Annotated in this window: 18 protein-coding genes; 12 read left to right on the forward strand and 6 right to left on the reverse strand. The window is 44.4% G+C overall.

Translation table 11 applies throughout. From position 1 onward, the window contains the following. Positions 1 to 2,278: 2,278 nt before the first annotated feature. Positions 2,279 to 4,081: an endopolygalacturonase gene (locus GF401_12200; GenBank protein ID MBD3345815.1), complete on the forward strand. Its 1,803-nt coding sequence runs from the start codon at positions 2,279 to 2,281 to the stop codon at positions 4,079 to 4,081. 152 nt (positions 4,082 to 4,233) lie between these two features. Here the strand turns inward: GF401_12200 and GF401_12205 are convergent, their stop codons facing one another. Next, complete coding sequence (locus GF401_12205) at positions 4,234 to 6,015, reverse strand: ATP-binding cassette domain-containing protein (GenBank protein MBD3345816.1); 1,782 nt, start codon at positions 6,013 to 6,015, stop codon at positions 4,234 to 4,236. Between the two features lie 194 nt (positions 6,016 to 6,209). Here GF401_12205 and aroF point away from each other — a divergent pair, with 194 nt between their 5' ends. From aroF to GF401_12225, 4 genes are all read left to right on the forward strand, one after another. Continuing rightward, positions 6,210 to 7,274, forward strand: coding sequence for a 3-deoxy-7-phosphoheptulonate synthase (gene aroF / locus GF401_12210; GenBank protein ID MBD3345817.1), 1,065 nt, complete (start codon positions 6,210 to 6,212; stop codon positions 7,272 to 7,274). Between the two features lie 123 nt (positions 7,275 to 7,397). After that, a complete protein-coding gene (locus GF401_12215) occupies positions 7,398 to 7,727 on the forward strand; it encodes an STAS domain-containing protein (GenBank protein ID MBD3345818.1) in 330 nt (109 codons plus the stop codon). A gap of 29 nt (positions 7,728 to 7,756) precedes the next feature. Then, positions 7,757 to 9,373, forward strand: a complete 1,617-nt coding sequence (locus GF401_12220; GenBank protein MBD3345819.1) for a DUF342 domain-containing protein — start codon at positions 7,757 to 7,759, stop codon at positions 9,371 to 9,373. 115 nt (positions 9,374 to 9,488) lie between these two features. Beyond that, on the forward strand, positions 9,489 to 10,001 hold the full coding sequence (locus tag GF401_12225) for a hypothetical protein (GenBank protein MBD3345820.1): 513 nt from the start codon (positions 9,489 to 9,491) through the stop codon (positions 9,999 to 10,001). Between the two features lie 16 nt (positions 10,002 to 10,017). On the opposite strand, the gene GF401_12230 is transcribed toward GF401_12225, so the two are convergent. Together GF401_12230 and GF401_12235 are read right to left on the reverse strand one after the other, a co-directional pair. Then, positions 10,018 to 10,710: a hypothetical protein gene (locus GF401_12230; GenBank protein ID MBD3345821.1), complete on the reverse strand. Its 693-nt coding sequence runs from the start codon at positions 10,708 to 10,710 to the stop codon at positions 10,018 to 10,020. Positions 10,711 to 10,834: 124 nt separating this feature from the next. After that, positions 10,835 to 11,950, reverse strand: coding sequence for a 4Fe-4S dicluster domain-containing protein (locus tag GF401_12235; GenBank protein ID MBD3345822.1), 1,116 nt, complete (start codon positions 11,948 to 11,950; stop codon positions 10,835 to 10,837). A 377-nt stretch (positions 11,951 to 12,327) separates the two neighbouring features. Between GF401_12235 and GF401_12240 the strand changes: the two genes are divergently transcribed. Continuing rightward, positions 12,328 to 13,284: an alpha/beta fold hydrolase gene (locus tag GF401_12240; protein ID MBD3345823.1), complete on the forward strand. Its 957-nt coding sequence runs from the start codon at positions 12,328 to 12,330 to the stop codon at positions 13,282 to 13,284. Positions 13,285 to 13,292: 8 nt separating this feature from the next. On the opposite strand, the gene GF401_12245 is transcribed toward GF401_12240, so the two are convergent. Continuing rightward, a complete protein-coding gene (locus tag GF401_12245) occupies positions 13,293 to 13,505 on the reverse strand; it encodes a DUF2934 domain-containing protein (GenBank protein ID MBD3345824.1) in 213 nt (70 codons plus the stop codon). 102 nt (positions 13,506 to 13,607) lie between these two features. Here GF401_12245 and GF401_12250 point away from each other — a divergent pair, with 102 nt between their 5' ends. From GF401_12250 to GF401_12265, 4 genes are all read left to right on the forward strand, one after another. Further along, entirely contained in the window at positions 13,608 to 14,141 is a 534-nt protein-coding gene (locus GF401_12250) for a GNAT family N-acetyltransferase (GenBank protein MBD3345825.1), read from the forward strand. Positions 14,142 to 14,316: 175 nt separating this feature from the next. Beyond that, positions 14,317 to 14,724 carry a PilZ domain-containing protein gene (locus tag GF401_12255; protein MBD3345826.1) on the forward strand — a complete coding sequence of 136 codons (408 nt, stop codon included), beginning with the start codon at positions 14,317 to 14,319 and terminating at the stop codon, positions 14,722 to 14,724. A gap of 54 nt (positions 14,725 to 14,778) precedes the next feature. Continuing rightward, positions 14,779 to 15,270, forward strand: coding sequence for a hypothetical protein (locus GF401_12260; protein ID MBD3345827.1), 492 nt, complete (start codon positions 14,779 to 14,781; stop codon positions 15,268 to 15,270). A gap of 28 nt (positions 15,271 to 15,298) precedes the next feature. Beyond that, positions 15,299 to 15,766 carry an OsmC family peroxiredoxin gene (locus GF401_12265; GenBank protein ID MBD3345828.1) on the forward strand — a complete coding sequence of 156 codons (468 nt, stop codon included), beginning with the start codon at positions 15,299 to 15,301 and terminating at the stop codon, positions 15,764 to 15,766. Between the two features lie 54 nt (positions 15,767 to 15,820). On the opposite strand, the gene GF401_12270 is transcribed toward GF401_12265, so the two are convergent. Beyond that, complete coding sequence (locus GF401_12270; GenBank protein ID MBD3345829.1) at positions 15,821 to 16,405, reverse strand: hypothetical protein; 585 nt, start codon at positions 16,403 to 16,405, stop codon at positions 15,821 to 15,823. Between the two features lie 22 nt (positions 16,406 to 16,427). Then, positions 16,428 to 17,168, reverse strand: a complete 741-nt coding sequence (locus tag GF401_12275) for a hypothetical protein (GenBank protein ID MBD3345830.1) — start codon at positions 17,166 to 17,168, stop codon at positions 16,428 to 16,430. Positions 17,169 to 17,507: 339 nt separating this feature from the next. Between GF401_12275 and GF401_12280 the strand changes: the two genes are divergently transcribed. Both GF401_12280 and GF401_12285 read left to right on the forward strand, forming a co-directional pair. Beyond that, on the forward strand, positions 17,508 to 17,972 hold the full coding sequence (locus GF401_12280) for a hypothetical protein (protein MBD3345831.1): 465 nt from the start codon (positions 17,508 to 17,510) through the stop codon (positions 17,970 to 17,972). A gap of 494 nt (positions 17,973 to 18,466) precedes the next feature. Continuing rightward, positions 18,467 to 18,676, forward strand: a complete 210-nt coding sequence (locus GF401_12285; protein ID MBD3345832.1) for a molybdenum-binding protein — start codon at positions 18,467 to 18,469, stop codon at positions 18,674 to 18,676. Positions 18,677 to 18,697 lie beyond the last annotated feature (21 nt).

The following is an 18,697-nucleotide window of genomic DNA, read 5'->3' on the forward strand; positions in this document are numbered from 1 at the left end:
AAAATATCGAAGACCTTCTGGTGCATGAATATTCAGGTACCGGATCGATCCTCACTGCGACGAATCAGCCGAAACAGCGGACCATGGGATGTTATGCCGGAGACTGTAACGACCGCCGTGGCGGAACCGATATTACCCTGGCCACAATGGCGGCCCAGGATGCTTTTGGTAAAGACACGCTCAATTACTCCGATGATTACAGCCGTCAGCGACAGTTCGTAATTCTTATTTCCGACGGCGAAAACAGTAATGTTAATGAAGAAATGGAGCCCTATCAGACCCAGTATATCAGCGGTGATAACATGCCCACCACATTTACGATATATCTGAAAAACAAGCCGGATAAACTGCATTCCATGACACTTAATATCCGTCAAAATGATTACAATCCGGGTAATGACCCCAACAAAAACAGCGAATTGTGGCCGCTCAACGGTGCAAATCACGACCGCCTGTATCAGATAATGAAAGAAGAAATATTTACCCAGGTATTCAAGGCCCAGGTGACTCCCCTGAGCGGTACGATCAGCGGTAATGTGTCGCAGACTATTGCAGGAAGTACCTTTGATTTCGATAACCCGAATCCTCTGGAAGCCGAAACAACGGATGTGTCGCTCAGTTTCGAATATCTGATCGACGATACCGCCGGTGTTGTCGGGCAGGGCGATACGACAATCGCTTCAACGTTCAAGATCATTCGCAACCCGAAAGTCACAACCTGGGCTCTTCCTTACGGCATCACAAAAACCTGTTACAACCGCGATATTACAATGTCCTACGACAGCGATAATATTACATCGTCAAACCCCGCAACAGCGGAAATGAACGAGCTGGATATTGAACTCGATCTTGAAGGATTTACCAGTTCACAAACCGTCACCGCCCGGGTGGTGAACACCTCGGGAACAGATAGTGTCACTGTCTCTCTGCAATATTCCGGAGGTGTCTATACCGGCTCATTTGAGCAGAAATTAATCGGAAACTCTTCAACAAGCGACAATGTTCTCCACCATTCGACATCAGACAGTATCATTGTCAGATGGCAGAACCCGGATATTTCTTTAGACAAAGTCTCGAAAACATTTCCTTTCGAAGGCTATGATCCGGTGACAATCGAATGGGCCGCTTACTACGATAGTGATGGCGACGGGTATATCGATTCTATTCATGTTGAGACCGACCAGCCGGTCAATCCTCTGGATATCGCCCATCTCGATTCGGCCAAAGGCGGGAGTAGTGGAGGAGGAAGAATAATTCTTCCGGGCGACAGGAAACTGACAGTTACCGGTGTTACCGCCACGCTCTCGGGATTCGGTATCAAAGTCGACCATAACGGATCAATCAATACCGCTGTGGATGCCGACGATTCACTTGCGTTCAATCTCTTTGAAATAGGTCCCTATGCGAGGTTTGTCAGCGATACGACCGTTTTTATTCAGGATAAAATGGCCCCCGTTATTGTGAAGGCCACCTATGAGCCGGCATCACTGGACGATGGGAGAAAGGATGCGTTGAGAATTCTTTTTTCGGAAGATATCGATAATATTAATCTGAACAAACCCTTCGGTTTTATAACAGAAGACGGTACTCCTTATTCCATGGATTTGACGATAGATACAACTATTGGAATGAAGTATCTGTTTGAGGTGTCTTCAATCAGTGGAGATGGGATTACACCGTCCAAAACCGATCAGATATGGCTTGAAGATAACAGCGTTTATGATTCTGAAAATAACTCCGACATGAGTGGTAAAAAACCTCTGGGTATAAAGCCGCCACCGTTCTCATTTGATGCCGGAGCGATTTCAATTATTCCCGGTAAGGAGCAAAAATTTCCGGTCGACATAGGGGGCAGTAATGAAGGCGCTATGATTGTTCTGGATGCTTCGGTGTACGGCAATGATACTTCCTGGATAGAAATCGAACGGGTTACGGTTGAAATATACGATCCTCTGGGTAATTTGATTGCCGAAGGGATTGAAGGTCAGCGATATAATACCGACTGGTTTATGCACTGGAATGGAAGAAACCGGAATCTCCGGGCTGTTGAAAGCGGAACTTATCTTGCAATTTTGAGTGTGTATACCAGAGATGAAGACGGTAATGTGAGGTCTACCCCTGAAACAAAAAAGACAAAAATCGCTATCCGTCGGTAATTTCAAACCTGAAAATATCATTTACAATGTCAAGGGCGAGGTTTTGGACCTCGCTTTTTTTATAACTCGGTTCTTTTATCTATTAAATCTTTCTGAAATTTCGCTATCGTGGTGAGAGTAAAATGATATCTGTTGATAGAGTATTCCCCGACGATTCCGGAGTTGTCGATGTCGCCAGGCCTCCCTACAATGCCCGGGGGGACGGCATTACCGACGATACTGGGGCGATTCAGGGTGCTCTTGACGATAATCCCGACGGAAGGGCAATTATCTACCTTCCCCGGGGTATCTATCGTGTTTCCGACACCCTGCGATGGCCCGCGGGAGAACCCGGCCATGCTCAGAAAAACACGATTCTTCAGGGGCAGAACAAAGAATACACAGTAATCAAGCTTATCGATTCGTGTGAGGGTTTTTGTGATGCCGACAATCCCCGGGCTGTGATCTGGACCGGCAAAGCACCCGCTCAGCGGTTCCGCAATGCGGTGCGTAATCTGACAATCGATACGGGAAAGGGTAATTACGGGGCAATCGGTGCGCAGTTTATGACCAATAATCAGGGAGGCATGTACCATGTAACCATCCGCTCGGGTGACGGCTCCGGTGTTATCGGCCTTGACATGTCCTACAGTGATGAGATCGGACCGCTGTTGATCAAACATGTTGGTATTGAAGGCTTTAATTACGGCGTAAAAATAAAATACAGTGTCGACAGCATGACCTTTGAACATGTTGCACTTGAAGGGCAACGTGTTTGCGGGATTTATAATGATGGTCAATGCGTGAGCATTCGTAAGCTGTTCAGCAAAAACAGTGTTCCGGTTATTATCAACAAACCGGGCACCGGTATGATCACCCTGGTGGACTCGGAATTTTCGGGTGGAAAAGGAGCCGGACTGCACGATGCTGTTATTAACGAAGCATCGCTCTTTGCCCGCAATGTTTTTGTTGATGCATATCGGAATTCAATCGTGAGTAGGGTGGAAAAACCCGTTGCCGTAAGTGATACATACATTAAAGAGTTCGTATCCCATGAAATCAAAACACTTTTTCCAACGTCCGAAAAGTCATTGAATCTTACTGTTAAAGAGACCCCCGACATCCCCTGGGACCAGCCGGATCAATGGGTGAGTCCCACTCATTTCGGGGCAAAACCGGGAGACAGTGAAGATATATCTTCTGCAATACAGCAGGCGATCGATTCGGGAAAATCAACGCTCTATTTTCCCCGGGGCGTCTATCGGATCGAAAAGCCGCTTCTGATCAGAGGGAATATTCAAAGAATTATTGGGTGTGAAGCTTTCCTGGATGTGCCTTCCATGGATACTCCTGTTTTTACGCTTGTTGACGGCACCGCGCCGGTGGTGGTATTCGAGCGTTTCGAGAGCAATTTTGAACCGACCATTTTTCTTACAAATAAGTCTTCCCGGACACTGATTATCAGAAGTTGCTGTAATGTAACCGGTCATTTTGCAGGCGGGGGTGAAATATTTATCGAAGATGTCTGTTCCAATCCAGTAACTTTCTGGAAATTTGCCGGCTGCAAAGTATGGGCCCGTCAGTTCAACCCCGAACCTGTAGGGACGCATGTAGTCAACGATGGCGGCTCGTTATGGATCTTGGGATTCAAGACCGAGCGGGGAGGGGTACTCCTCGAAACGAAAAACGGTGGAGCGACCGAAATCCTTGGCGCCTTTGCCTATTCGACATCAAAAAAAGAAGACGCCCCTGCTTTTGTCAATAATGAATCATCATTGTCCTTCACCGCCGGGGAAGCCTGTTTCGGGCCGAGAACACCCTTCTGCCGGGTGGTTGAAGAAACCAGGAGCGGCCGACCAAAAGTGCTCAAAAGAGATATGGTCCCCTCCCGATGCAATGGTTATATGGTCTCGCTGTATACAGGAAGAAGTGAAAGGGATTCGTAGCCGTACAAATCCCGGGGTAATTGTTTCACCGGCGTGGGCATGGCCTTCCAGGCCATAGTAGGTAACATTAAAATTATGTATCTACTCAGATCCCTGTGGTTAATTTCATTTCAGCTGCCATTCCGGCTTCCGCCGGAATAACGAGACTAAAATTATAGTGTTTCACCCTTTTTCTCGCTCCGGGCTTCACTTGCCCGCACCATCCGCGCAAAGAGCCCGTTTTTTTCATAGAGTTCATCGAAGGCGCCCTGTTCGACAATGCTGCCGTCCTGGAAAACAAAAATCCGGTCGACATGTTTGATTGTCGAGAGGCGGTGGGCGACAATAATGAGCGTCTGTTCTTTGAGCTGTTCGTAGAGTGTTGCAAACAGTCGTTCTTCGGTGATAACATCGAGCGCAGATGATGGCTCATCGAGAATGATGATTTTCGGGTTTCGAAGAAATATCCGGGCCAGACCGATACGCTGGCGTTGCCCTCCGGAAAGCTGTACCCCCCGTTCCCCCACATGAGTATTAAACCCCTCAGGAAGCGACTGGATGAACGAATAGATCTCAGCTTTCCTGCACGCCTCGACCAGATCTTTTTCGGCAGCCTTTAAATGGGCAAATCTCAGATTCTCACCGATTGTGGTGTTGAAAAGAAATGTATCCTGTGTCAATATTGCGATTTGTTCTCTCAGTTTATTTAGTTTCAGATCCCTGATGTCGTAGCTACCGTAATAAATTGTTCCCTTTCCGATCGGGTATAATCCCAAAAGAGCATTGATCAGAGTAGTTTTTCCCGAACCGGTGGTCCCTACCAGCGCAGCGCGCATACCTGCGGGAATATCCATACAGATATTCACGAGCTGTTTCTGGCCTCTTCGGGTTTCATAACTGAAATCGACATGATCGACCTTGATTCTGCCGTCAATAACAAAATCGTGTATTAAGGGTTTAGGGTTTTCGATCTCTTTATTGGCAATAATATTCTGGATTGCGGCAATGGACGGTGATGCCGCTACAACACGGTCGAATGATGAAAAAAGAAGGTTGAACGACATAAGCAGTTGGTTGACAAGGGCAATATAGGCAACCACGGCGCCCATTGTGAGTGAAGACTTGTAAATCATCAGTATTCCCGCAACACCCCAGAGGAGGACCGGCGTGAAATCTCTGAAAAACTGGATTATCATAAACAGAATGCGCATGATCATGGTGAAATGAATATCAGCTTCTTTCACTGTATCCACTTCATTGAGAATCATTTTGCTGTGATCGGTTTCGGTGGCGAAAATTCTGATATGCTTGATCCCGGAAATGAAGTCGACCAGTTTTTCACTCAATCGTTCGTTGGTGTTGCGCAGGGCATATGAGCGGGTGCTTACCCTTTTTTGGAATAATCGTTGTATAAGTGGAACCGCAGGGATATACATATAGGCAATGAGGGTCAGGAGAGGATCGACATGGGTAAGAAAGGGGAATACTGTTATCATACCGACTACTGCCTGAAGAAATGCAACCATGAGCCAATCATAAAACTCCTGGAGCTTTTCCATATCCCGAAGGATTTTTGCCGATGTAGCGCCGGTCCCGCGCTCATCAAAGTGCTTGATAACCATTACCTGGAGTTTTTTGATTATCTCCGACCTCACGTTTGCGACAAGGGTCCTCACTAAAAAGATCCGGTGTTTTGCTGCAAAGAGGGTAAAAACGCTATGGATCGCAAAAACCGCAATCCAGAGACCTAAAAACCAGAGTATCTTTGAAATGCTTTGCTGGGGGATAAGCTCATCGACAAAGTATTTGAGCGAAAAAGAGAGAAGGTTATAACTTCCCATCTGAAGCACCAGAAAAAAGAGCATGAGCGCATACTTACTCTTATGTTTTCTGGTAAACCGTATGAGGTTGAGCAGCTTTTTTATCTGAAGGGAATATTTTTTACCTTGCTCCATGGCTTTGCTTTAATACTGCAGGTGAAACTTATTGCTGAACATGGAATATATAGAAATTACAATATGCTCCGATTCTATATTCTAAACTATACCATAAAAAAAGACCAAATCAAAAGGATCATACATTAAGTAATCAAAAGAATTATTTTACCCTTTCCGAATTTCCATTAAATCAGATAATCCAGGAGATTTCAATGATTATTCATCTGTCGAAAAGTGCTAGCCCGGAGCAAAAAGAGACCATATTGAATAAGATTACCTCGAAGGGGTTCAATTATGAGATAAGCCATGGTTCAACGGGAATAGATATCATTGGTGTTTTAGGTGATCTCAGTGGCATTGAAGAGAGCTATTTTGCTGAAGCTGAAGGGGTTGAAAAGGTAATCAGGATATCAAAACCCTATAAACAGGTTTCGCGAGAATTTTCCGCTGCAACAAAAATAATTGAAATCGACGGGATTAAAATCGGCGGCGAAAAGCCGGTCATGATGGCAGGGCCCTGCTCGGTCGAGAGTGAAAGTCAGATAATGGCCGTTGCCGACTATGTTGCCGAACTCGGCATTCCCTTTCTCCGCGGAGGCGCTTACAAGCCCAGAACATCTCCCTATAGTTTTCAGGGCATGGGGGTTGAGGGATTAAAAATACTGGACAAGGCTCGTAAGAAGTACGGCCTTAAAATCGTAACCGAGGCCACGGGAATGCATTGCCATATTCTCGAAGACGGTAGTGTGGAAAAGAAAAGTGTGTTGGATAATGTAATCGATTATACCGATATTATTCAGATCGGCACTCGAAATATGAAATCCTACGGGTTTCTTCAGGCTCTTGCAATGAAGACCCGGGAGAGCAAAATACCAATTCTTCTCAAACGGGGAGATTCATCAACCCTCAAAGATTTCCTTCTTGCAGCAGAATATATTGTTTCGAACGGCAACCCCAATGTCATCCTTTGCCTTCGGGGGATTAAAACGTTCGAAGAATCCAAATTTCAGAGAGCGACCGCTGATATTGGTGCGGTTGCAGTTCTTAAACAGGAATCAAACCTTCCGGTCCTCTTTGATCCTTCCCATTCAACCGGTTATCGAAATCGGGTGTATGCTATGAGCATGGCAGCCCTGGCCGCCGGAGCCGATGGGCTTCTTATCGAGACTCATAATGATCCTTCGAGCGCCTTGTGTGACGGTGAACAGAGTATTACCAGAGAACAGCTTGCCGCCATTATTAAAAATGCGGCAAAGATTAAAGACGCAGCAGGTTAATAATTTAAATTTCCCGAAAAAACATTTGCTTTTTTCGCCAAGTGATGGTATCCTATTTATAATAAATCAGTTACGAATACTGATTATCTGTAATTCTCTGGAATATTGTAAAGGGAATTAATAATGAATATTGAATCCGATATCAAAAACGGATACCACGTATTCAGAATCAAAGAGGATCTTGATGCTGATGCCGATCTTTCGGTGCTCAAAGAAATGATCCGGGAGAAAGTAGATCAGAATGCTTCGCATATAGCACTGGTGTTTACAGAAGGCACTTATTTTTACAGTGCTACAATTTCGGTTTTGGTTCAATGCCTTGGAATTGTTAAAGAACAGGCGGGAGAACTCGCCATCGTTCAGCCTAATGAAGGCATTCAGGATACTCTCCGATTGACCGGCCTTGCAAGGCTTATTACAATATTCAGTTCTGAAAATGAAATAGGCAACTGAGGATCACGCACCATATTTACCGGGGATTTATGGCTAACCCGCTGGAAAAATTTTTTAAGGTTGAGGAAAGGGACGACGGTATTTATATTGCCGTTCCACCCGAAATGAAAGGAAAGATCGATCCCGACCGGGTACGGCGCGCTCTTGAGACCGGACAGATTATTAATTACCAGTGGGATATTATTGAAGACGTTATTTCACGGGCCACGGGGGAATATGAACCGATCGGGCCTCCTTTTGAGCAGTATGACGGGGCTCTTGACAGGTATGTGGAGGTCTCCATTTCGGATATGCAGGCTTCCATGAAAATCGATTCCAACTGCATTGCCGATAATGTAAGACCATCACTGCTCCCTCTCCTCTGTTGTCTTCGGCGAAAAGGTATTTGCTATGGCATACTTCGGGAAAAAGCCGCTGAAATTCTTAAAAACATGCGATTCGATACGTATGTTGAGATTGCCCGGGGAAAGGAACCAGTCGACGGTGAAGATGCAAAATTGGATATGCAGGTTAATCTCAATCCAGACACCAGACCGCACAGCAGGGGTGACGGCAGTGTGGACTACCGGAATATCGAGTCTTTTGTTCAGATCGGAAAAGGGCAGGTACTTGCAGTAAAAATTCCCCCCACGCAGGGTATTCCCGGTAAAAAAGTTACCGGTGAAGAAATCCCGCCCACGCCGGGAAATGATATCAAAATGCCCCAGGGCAAAAATACCATTATTTCCGACGATGGTAGTCGGTTGATCGCAGCATGTTCGGGGGTGTTAAACCAGTATGGTCAGTTACTCCAGATACTGGAAGTGCTTATGATCGAAAAGGATGTCGATTTCAGGGTCGGAAATATTAAATATTCCGGTGATATAACTATCAAAGGAAATGTTCAACCCGGCTTTTGTGTTGAAGCCGACGGAAATGTGACCATAAAGGGGATCGTGGAAACTGCACAGATCATCTCACGCAATGGGAAGGCTGTAATCGAAGCGGGAGTTATCGGGAAAGAGGAAGCGGAAATATATGGAAAAGCAGGAGTTTATCTCGCATTTTGTCAGGAAGCAAAATGTGTTGAAACCGAGGGGATGTGTGAAATTCTGAAACATTGCCTTCATTCAAAAATCAAATGTGCAATTCTCGGGGCCACCGATAACCAATCCAGCGTAGTCGGAGGAGAAGTTAGTGCCTATGACCACGTGGAAGTCCGCCAGCTGGGAAATGACAGTAATGTGGAGACAAAAATATCGATCGTCGACAAAAATCTCGAAATCAAAAAAGAAAAACTCAGCGAACTGGAAAACCTGAAAACAGAGATGCTTAAAAAGAAAGAACCTATCGAAAAGAATATCAAGGCAAAAGCCGCAATCGTCAAAAAAGCCGGTAATGCCATTACCGACAGGCAGAGAAATGAAATGAAAACCTGGATCGATACGTACAATGCAATGAACATGAAATTAAAATATATCGACCAGCAGATAGATAAAATAAAAGAAGCTGTCAGGCAGCCCGGCACCCGGCATGGATATATCAAAGTAAGTGGAGATATTTATCCAGGTGTTATTTTATCTCTTTATGGCAATACAAAGATTATAAAAAACCGTATGACCAATAAGACATTTCGTGTGACTCCGGATGGTCTTGAAGCAAAATAGGTGGTTCTTTTTCCCGCTATATTTCCTGTCTGCATTAATTTTCTCGAAAGCGATCGGTTTGCATTAAAATCCAGAAGGAAATATTTTTTTATAGTCCCATACGAGTACAGGTGCTATGATACAAAAACTGATTCTACTGACATTTCTTTTGCATATCGGCGGATGCCTGTCGGGTTCCCGCATGGTAAGGCATTCGTATTCTGATGACATGTCTCCTTATGTATTCGATTATCTCGGCACAAAACCAGTTGCGCTCAAGGATATCGATACATTGCTCAAGCAGCTCGGTTTTACTATCGATACTATCGATACGGTAAGGTTTATGCTAACCACCAAGCCGAAAGTCCTTGAATACGATGAGCGGGAAGAGGCCCGTTTTATTATCGAAAGTGGTATTTACAGTACAGAAATCCCGCAGGATAAAGGAGTCCTTACCTTTACAGTTTCGCATTCTGAGGTCGACTCGGCGATGGTAAAAGTTGAAATGACAAGCCGGATCAGGCCCGAAAAAGCCGATTCAGCAACAGCCAATATTCTTCCAAAATCCCATCCATTCCCCGCAAAAATTGCCCGTATTCTTCGGCGAACCGGAAGATTTGAACCCCGGGAGCGGCTGATCGCACCGTGACATGGATGCAATTATTTTAGTCGCGCAAATAGGCTTCGAATACAGGAGAGATCGATTCAATCCAGTTGTTGGAAATTGAAAATTGGCCGATCTGGGCGAATACATTGAGAATAAGAAGCGCATTCACGTTGGCGTCTTTTCCTTTCAATTCTCTGAAACGTTGAAAAAAGGAGCCGTTGATTTCCTGTATTGTAGCGTACAATTTCTGAAAGTCCTCCATGTTCCAGTCGGGGGTTTTTCCGTGTTTGTTTCTGATAAGTTGACCGAACAGATAGGCCAGTGCGGCCCGGTAAATAGTCTCCCGATCATTTGCAAAGGGCAGATGAGTGACTGCCATCGGTTTCAGTTTGTTGAGTATCGGACAGCCGCTGGTCGCCATAATCAGGCCGATCAGCGGACTGACTGCATCCTGAAGCGCACCGTAGCGATGAGTCTGGCGGTTTTCGGTGTGCACTTTGGTAAGAACATCGACATAAGAATATTCACTTTTAAACCGGAGAAGCACCGGAAGAAGGTTCCGGGCAACCGGGCAGTATTCGTGAGTTTCGGCGCTCAGTGGACAGCAGGGGCATTGATGAAATTCGAGTTTGATCCACGAGTCCTTTTCTTCTATCGGCAACGGTCCAAGGGTAAAATCGGAATCATCGAAATTCAATTCAAACTGCTCGACCCGGTTTTCGGGAAAGAAAAATTCGTACATGATTTTCATGGCACACCCTTTGGTTATGGTACACGATTGAGAGTCCTGAGTTATTATTATAGTTTAAAGGGGAGAGAAGAGCAACAGGGAGATAAGGATTATAAAAATAGTGCACCCGGTTTATGCACCTGTTTTAGCCAAGATCGGTATGGGCCGCTTTGAGATTCCTGATTATCTCGATATTCTGCGGGCAATTCTTTTCGCATGCGCCGCATTCAATGCAAGAGTCGGCTTTTTTTCGCTTGTCATTCTCCTTTACGCCGATTTCCCGATAGAGCATCGTTGCCCGATCCCAGTAACCGTAGAGCCGTCCGAGATTATACCATTCGAAAATGCGGCTGATTGCTACGTTGTTCGGGCAAGGCTCGCAGTAGCCGCAGCCGGTGCAGTAGAGCTTCTCCAGCTCCTTGATACGCAGGGCTGTGTCGTCGATGAGTCGTTTCTGTTCTTCGGTAAGCGGGGGAGTATCCGATGCGACCGAAATGTTTTCTTCAACATGACTCATGGTACTCATTCCCGAAAGGGCAACCGAAACATTGGGATTGGCAAGAACATGCCGGAGCGCCAGTTCCGGCACTTTCCGGAGATGAGGAATATTTTCTTCGAGTATCGATGAGGTCGCGCCAAGCCGCCCCCCGGCAACAGGACCCATCACGACAATACCGATACCCTTTTCCGCAGCATAGGCAATGCCCTCTTCAAGCCCGCGGTTCAGGAGGTTGTATTGAAGGGTGATTACTTCCGGGTATCCCGTGTCGACCAGTTTCACGAGCGCTTCGGTGGAATCGTGAAAGGAAGTACAGATATGCCTGATCAATCCCTGATCACGGGCTTTTTGCATCCATGCACTCAATCGCGGAGCCACATTTTCTTCATAATGGCGCCAGTTGATACCATGATGACTATAGATATCGATACAATCGATATTAAGTCGATAAAGACTGTCTTCAAGGTTTTTCCACCATTCCTTTTCATCCGGACCATAGTAATGATTCTTTGTAGAAACAATTATTCTATCCCGCCACCCCCTGAGCGCTTCACCAATAGCCCGCTGGCTGTCGCGGTTACAGTAGCCTACTGCTGTGTCGATATAATTAACCCCGGCTTCAAAAGCTCGATGGATCATGGGAACAGCCCGTTCACGGTCAACACACGCATCGATGCCTTCACCGGTCATGGGAAGGCGCATGGCGCCGAATCCTAACTGGGATGCCATCAGGCCGGTTGTGCCGAGTTTTCGGTAAATCATCAACGGTAATTCCTCTCAACCAGATATATAATTTGTCAGATTACCAGTCAACAGGAAAATATATAATGATAGAGCCGGCAGTTTCATATCGGGGAACAGAGCAGGGGTACCGGTAAACGGAAAATTCTGGAAATCTATTTTATTGTAGCATCCATGAGGTAAATATTTTATATTGTGACGTTTCTCTTTTTGGAAAAACAAATGTTGATTTATTGAGGAGCTATTGTGGATAAATGCGCGAAATATGCTTTCCTGAATATTATTTCCGATTTTGACGGTGCACTCACTAATGTTCTATCCGAGGTGAAGTAGGTATTTCCGTAAAAGAGGTAAAAAAACGGGTATTCATTCCTGCTATTGCTGTCCTGCTGATAGCTGTGGCAACGATCAGGGCCGGTGATATGCAACGGAAGGAGCGGAGTATGGATGTTTCATCGGTAAAAAAGCAGATGAAACCTCTGAGGATGGATTCTACAATCCCTTATCCGGACCAGATAGTTTCCTATTTTTCCTTTTATTTTCTGGACATTCCGTGCGAACACCATTTTGGTATTTTCGAATCGCAGGGGTATTCTCTGGCCGCCCATGTATATAAGCCAAAGAATCCCAAAGGAACAGTTTTTTTCCTTCACGGCTACTACGATCACACGGGTACGGCCCATTATTTATTTCGGTTTTTAATCGAATCGGGGTACTGTGTGGCTGCCTATGATATGCCCGGTCATGGTCTTTCCTCTGGAAAACGCGCCTCGATCCCATCATTTGAGCTTTATGCGGCGGTGCTCAATGATTTCATCTCCTCTTGTGCACCTCATTTGCCGGAACCCTGTATTCTGATGGGCCACAGCACGGGATGTGCGGCATCTTACGAGTATCTGATGAACTATACCCAAAATGTTTTCCGACGGGCAATTTTTCTTGCACCGCTGGTTCGAAGCAGGTATTATCATCTCTCCAAAATCGGCTATTTCCTCATGTCCCCTTTTACCGAAAGGATGCCGCGGTGGTTCAGGCACTCATCCCATGATAAAAAATTTATCGAATTCCATCGCAAGGACCCCCTCGGGTGCCGTCATTTCCCCATGGAATGGGCAAAGGCATTTTATGCCTGGACAGATAAAATCAGCGGGTATGGTATGCTTTCTACGCCTCTTACGGTAATACAGGGGTCAAAGGATGATGTTGTGGAATGGCGGTATAATAAGAAATATTTTGAAAAAAAGGCGGCTCATTTGGAATATCACACAATAAAAAATGCCCACCATCAGCTCATGAATGAAAACGCGCCCTACAGAGACCGATTTTTTGACGTTTTAAAAGACAGTTTCCGATGACCGGACAGTCAGCGGTATTTAGCTTTCTCTAATGTTTTTACAAACTCCTTGGAAAATTTATGTTTTCTCACTGATTTTCTATCGGACTGAAAGATTTCAAAGGACACGATCTCTTTTTCAGCACTCAGCCAGTCATCCATATCGTTGCCATGATTGCAGTCTCGCTGCTGAAAAAGCTGATATGCACGTTTTTCGATTCGCTTTTTAATAGTAACAACCATGAAAGCTCCTTCAATTAATACTTGTAGAAATATATATTTTCAGGAAAAGGATAAGAAAAGAAAAAATTGAAAAATCTTATCTATTCAAACAAGGATCGGAATATGGAAGTAACATGCTTTAAGAAATCGGAATTAACGATAGAGCAGAGTGATGCAATTGCCGAGCTGCAACATCTCTGCTTTCACTCAAAACCGGAACCACCGAATCCCAGAAAGCAGGATTTTGAATTTACCGATGAGCCGGTGCACTTTACTATTTGGAATGGTTCGCATCTTCTGGCCCATGCCATGACATTTTTGCGGATTTATAATACCGTTGGTGGCCCCCTCAGAATTATGGCTCTTCGAGGGGTATGTGTCCTACCCGAAAAGAGAGGGAGTGGACTGGGAGCGGAGGTTGTCAAAAGCGCCTTTGCGCGTATCGATGGGACGCTGTTTTGTGGATCCATTTTTCAAACCAGGGCCCCTGATTTTTATCAAAAACTGGGTGCCCGCCTTCTTACCAACAGATTTGTTAATTCCAGATGGAATGGGCACACCGAAGAAAATCCCTGGTGGAATCCATATATCATGGCATGGCCTGCGACAATGCAGGTTCCTGACGGAACCATCGATCTGAATGGTCCGGGATACTGATGGATTTTTGCTTAAAAACTGCGGGGGAATGGTCCCCGCTGAAACAATGTTTCATTTGGGAAATCAATTTTTGGCAAAAACAGTCCTTTTCTTTGTATATTATAAAGAAGAAGTAATAAGGTAAAAAGATACAGTTTGGAATCCACTCATTTACAATCTTTTCCTGCTAAACAAAATGCGACAGTACATACGGCATCCATCCGACATCCCTATCGAATATTCGGTACCAAACAGCACTGCTCAGAACAAAAAGCCTCTGAAAAATATTAGTAAGGGTGGAATCTGTTTTATTGCTGATGATTCCATGACACCGGGATCTCCGATAAAAATCAGATTTCCTCACATTGGAAACCGGTATGAAGCCGATGGTAAAGTTGTATGGTGTCGGGAGTGCAATGACAATTGTGAGGTAGGGGTGGCATTCTCGGATGAATCTACGAATTTCTGTGTCCGGATGGTTGAGCAGATTTGTCATATCGAGCATTATCGAAAAGAGGTTTTGCAGAAAAATGGACGGAGGCTTTCCGGTGAACAGGCTGCTGCCGAATGGATTGAAAAGCATGCTGAGAGTTTTCCTCAGTAATCAATTATATTCAATATGAATGATTATTTATTTATTAGACTAAAGTGTACTATTGTGGGTTGTTTGATTTTCTTTTTGGTTGTAACGATATTCTCTTTTGATATCGTATATGCTCAGAATGAAACTACTGATACAGCGATTACTGGCAAAGCGAGCGACGATTCAGTAATTGCTGATTCGGCGGTCTTTGATACTTCGGCCGGAGATTCGGTCGAGGAAGTCGAGGAGTTTTGTGTATTCTGGTATGAAGATTCTGCCTTTGGGGAATTCATTGAGCCCGAAGATGACTCTCTGATTCTGGGGTGTCCGGATTACCGTTGCACAGGATTTCCCCACGAGTTGTGGGGAGTGGTAAAACACAGCTCTATGGCCCCGGAAACACTTCACTGCCTCGATACAATTTGTACAATCAGAGGTGAGGATGGTGTTCATAACATTTCGTGGTATTTCTTGCATTTAATAAAAGAATGTAAAGAAAAAAAACTTCGACGGCACCAGGCTGAACTTGATAAATTAAGGAAAATGATGGAACGCAAAGAACCTTGATTTGCTGCACGGAAGGGATGGTATTGATATGTCGAAATATCAGATAGCACTTGAATGGAAAAGAGATTCCGAAACTTTCGATTATAAAGCATATACCAGGGATCATACGATCAGGTACGGTGAAGAGGGGAGTCTCTGTGCATCAGCAGCCCCTGAGTATCATGGAAATAAAAATTGTCTCAATCCCGAGCAGGCCTTTGTGATATCAATGGCGAGCTGTCATATGCTGACCTTTTTAGCCCTGGCAGCAAAAAAACGTTTTACTATCGATGATTACAGCGATACTGCAATTGCAGTGTTGGGAAAAAATCCGGAAAAAAAACCGGCAATCACCAGAATTGAGCTGAGCCCGCGTGTCTCTTTCAGCGGCGATAGGACGCCCTCGGAACAGGACTTTCAGAACCTTCATGATCAAGCCCATGATCTCTGTTTTATCGCTAATTCGGTTGCGAGTTGTGTTGAAGTTGTCATTCATCCCGAAATAGTCAGTCAATAATATAAGCCCCGCACAATACTCTACAGGGCTTTTACAAATTGGCAAAAATCGGGATTAGTAGTGAATTGTTCGTTTCTTTTTATTTTTAATGGCATACCCGAATACAAAGGATATCCGCTGTCCTTCATCATTGGTAAGCAATCCCAGATTAAGCGGAATGTTTACCCCGCGGAAATTCAGGCTTTGACCGACCGCAATAAGTAACGATGTGCCCACCGGGTTGTTCCTTTCTCCGGTGTAGTATATCTGGGGACCCATCCCGAATTCCAGGCCCATGGGCATTCGTATCCCCATAGCCAATGAGGTACTCGGGATAACCGTTCCGTATTCAACGCCGCCGAGAAAGGGGATCGCCTGAATTACAAAGCCCGGACCACCGCTTCGGGGAGCAACGACCCATTCAAAATGCCAGCCAAATTGACTGATTACAGGATCAATTCCCTTATCCGTTAATCTGTCCTGCATAGTTCCCGGAAGAACATAGGTTATTCCCATACGGGGACCCGATAACCGGTTCGATTCCATTTCTTCACCGGTATACTCATCATACGCTTCTTCCGTCTGACCCGAAACCGGGATCTGCCATAGCGAAGTGATCATTAATGCAATCAATAGTGAGTGTATGGTAAACTTACGCATTGTTTCCTCCAATAAGTGGTTTTTACAGTATGGAATTTATTGCAACAACAAGTGCAATACCCGAAATTATGGATAATGCACCAAGACCTAATTTCTTTGAATCGATACTTTTATACTGCTGCTTCTTTGAGAGCTGTACAGCACTGGAATGTTCTGTATTCGATTTCATCTCCTTTCCTCTATAAGGTTCAATTTCAACGGTGTTAAAGACTGTATCCGTTATCGTGGTGATAAGTGTATCGGTAATCGTTACAATCGAATCTTTGACTATGATTTCGGGCTTGATTGACGTTACCAGAAGCATTTCAAGGGCCCGGTCGGTAAGGGGGAGAAGTGAATCGATTTCACCCCGGCATCGTCGGTTAACCGATGACTCTATGGCGCCGCTTGATATATCAATAAGCTTCAGGACAATATTATAGGTTGTTCCGATTTTACCGACAGTACCGGTGACAAGTTTTGAAACGCCCAGAATGGCGCCGGCTTTGACAAGACAGGCACTGTCCGAACAGACACCCTGTTGCTGAAGTCGTGTTTCGGCAAGAATTTTATCCATATCGGTCCTTGATACAACTTCAAAATTGCCATAATGAATAAGATTCGATTCAATTTGTTCCTGAAGAGAAAGTGCCAGCGACTGGGAAATATCGATTGATCTGAAACCATACACCGATATTGTGGTTTGAGTGGATTTCTCTGCAGAAACCACAACGACTGCCCAGATGCATATGAATATCGATTTTCGCATAGTAAGTGATTTCATTGTATATTCCTTTTGTGCATCATCCTGAGATATTTATTCGTGCCTAATTTCATTCCGAATGGAAACTCAAATTATATGCCAATTCTGAAACATTTCTATAAAAGGTTGATTTAACGAAAGATATAAGAAGGATAGCGATATTCAATCGCGAAATGAAAGTCGCAAAAATGCGACTACTTGGGGCTGGTAGTGATCGATATGCGACTATCGCCGGCTTTTTTTCTTATTTCCGCCCTTTTTTTGCTTGAAAATGTGCATTTGGGGCTTAATAATAAATTAGTGAGATCAGATGTGATTTAACGAGACAGGATTGCACGATATACTGAGAGAAGATTAATAATGCAAGAAGAAATAGTAAGGGCCGACAAAACCTACCGTAACCGTCTTTTTTCTGGATATGCGTTAGGAGCAGTGTTTTTGGTCCTGATTATTAAATATGTAATTCCCTGGTTTTTACTGCAACTTCAAGAACTTTCTATTCCCCGGGCGATGGTGGTAATTGAAACCGTGGCGATAATTTTCTTGCTGAGTTTTATCGGGCCGGCATATTATCTCATTATCACCGGGCGAAAAATTCTGAAATTCAAACGAGTGCCCTATCCAGGTATGAAAGTTATACGAGATACAAAAGTCAAGCGTGGAAAACCGGCCTTTTTACAGGCGAGAGTGTTGATTGGTGTAGGAACACTTTCGATTCTCATGTCATTGGCGGGTTCTTTCATGACTCATTACTATTTTGTTAAGTTTAAAAATGATCCGATGTTTAAAGGAATCTTCCAAAATCCCTCCGAAAACCGGAAATAATTACTCTTTACGATTGTTATAATATAATTAGTGAAGAAAATGCTTGCTTGATGCTGTGTGCAGATATTTCTTTTTATAGAATTCAGATTCTGAATTTCCGGTAAAGTTCACCGTTTATTCTATAAAATTTTCTTCACAGGGGGTGGTATGGGAGCATGCCGATTCGATTCGAAGAGTTGATTCGATTCGTATCGCCGATTCTATTCATCATGAAATTATGAGACTTGAAAAGGAAAAACTTCGGCTAATTCTCGAAACACAGGAAGGTGATGATTGAGGATTTATTGGATTTCATCTGAAAAAAATACGTTTGGACATGAAAGAAATGGCCGAATTTATGGTTACAATAGCGCCAAAAGAAAAATGCAGGGCAAAAAAGAATGGTGAAAATAAAGCATTGAAAATCGAAATGAAATAAAGATATAATCTAATTCATTACTTTTAAATCCAGAGTCCTCATAATTACCAGGTATCAAGCCGCAGAGGGGGATCGAATGAAATATGGAGCTCGCAATAATATTACTGCAAAAGTGCAATCGATTAAAAAGGGTGATGTAATGTCGCTTGTTAAATTCGAAGTGATGGTTCCTTCGGAAATGGCCTCGGTGCTGACAACCGAATCTGTCGAAAATCTGGATCTTCGGCATGGCGATCAGGTACAGCTCGTCGTAAAAGCAATTAATGTGCTGCCGGTAAAAGAATAAAGAATTCAGCCCATGGCATAC

Source organism: Chitinivibrionales bacterium (assembly GCA_014728215.1).
Lineage (GTDB): Bacteria > Fibrobacterota > Chitinivibrionia > Chitinivibrionales > WJKA01 > WJKA01.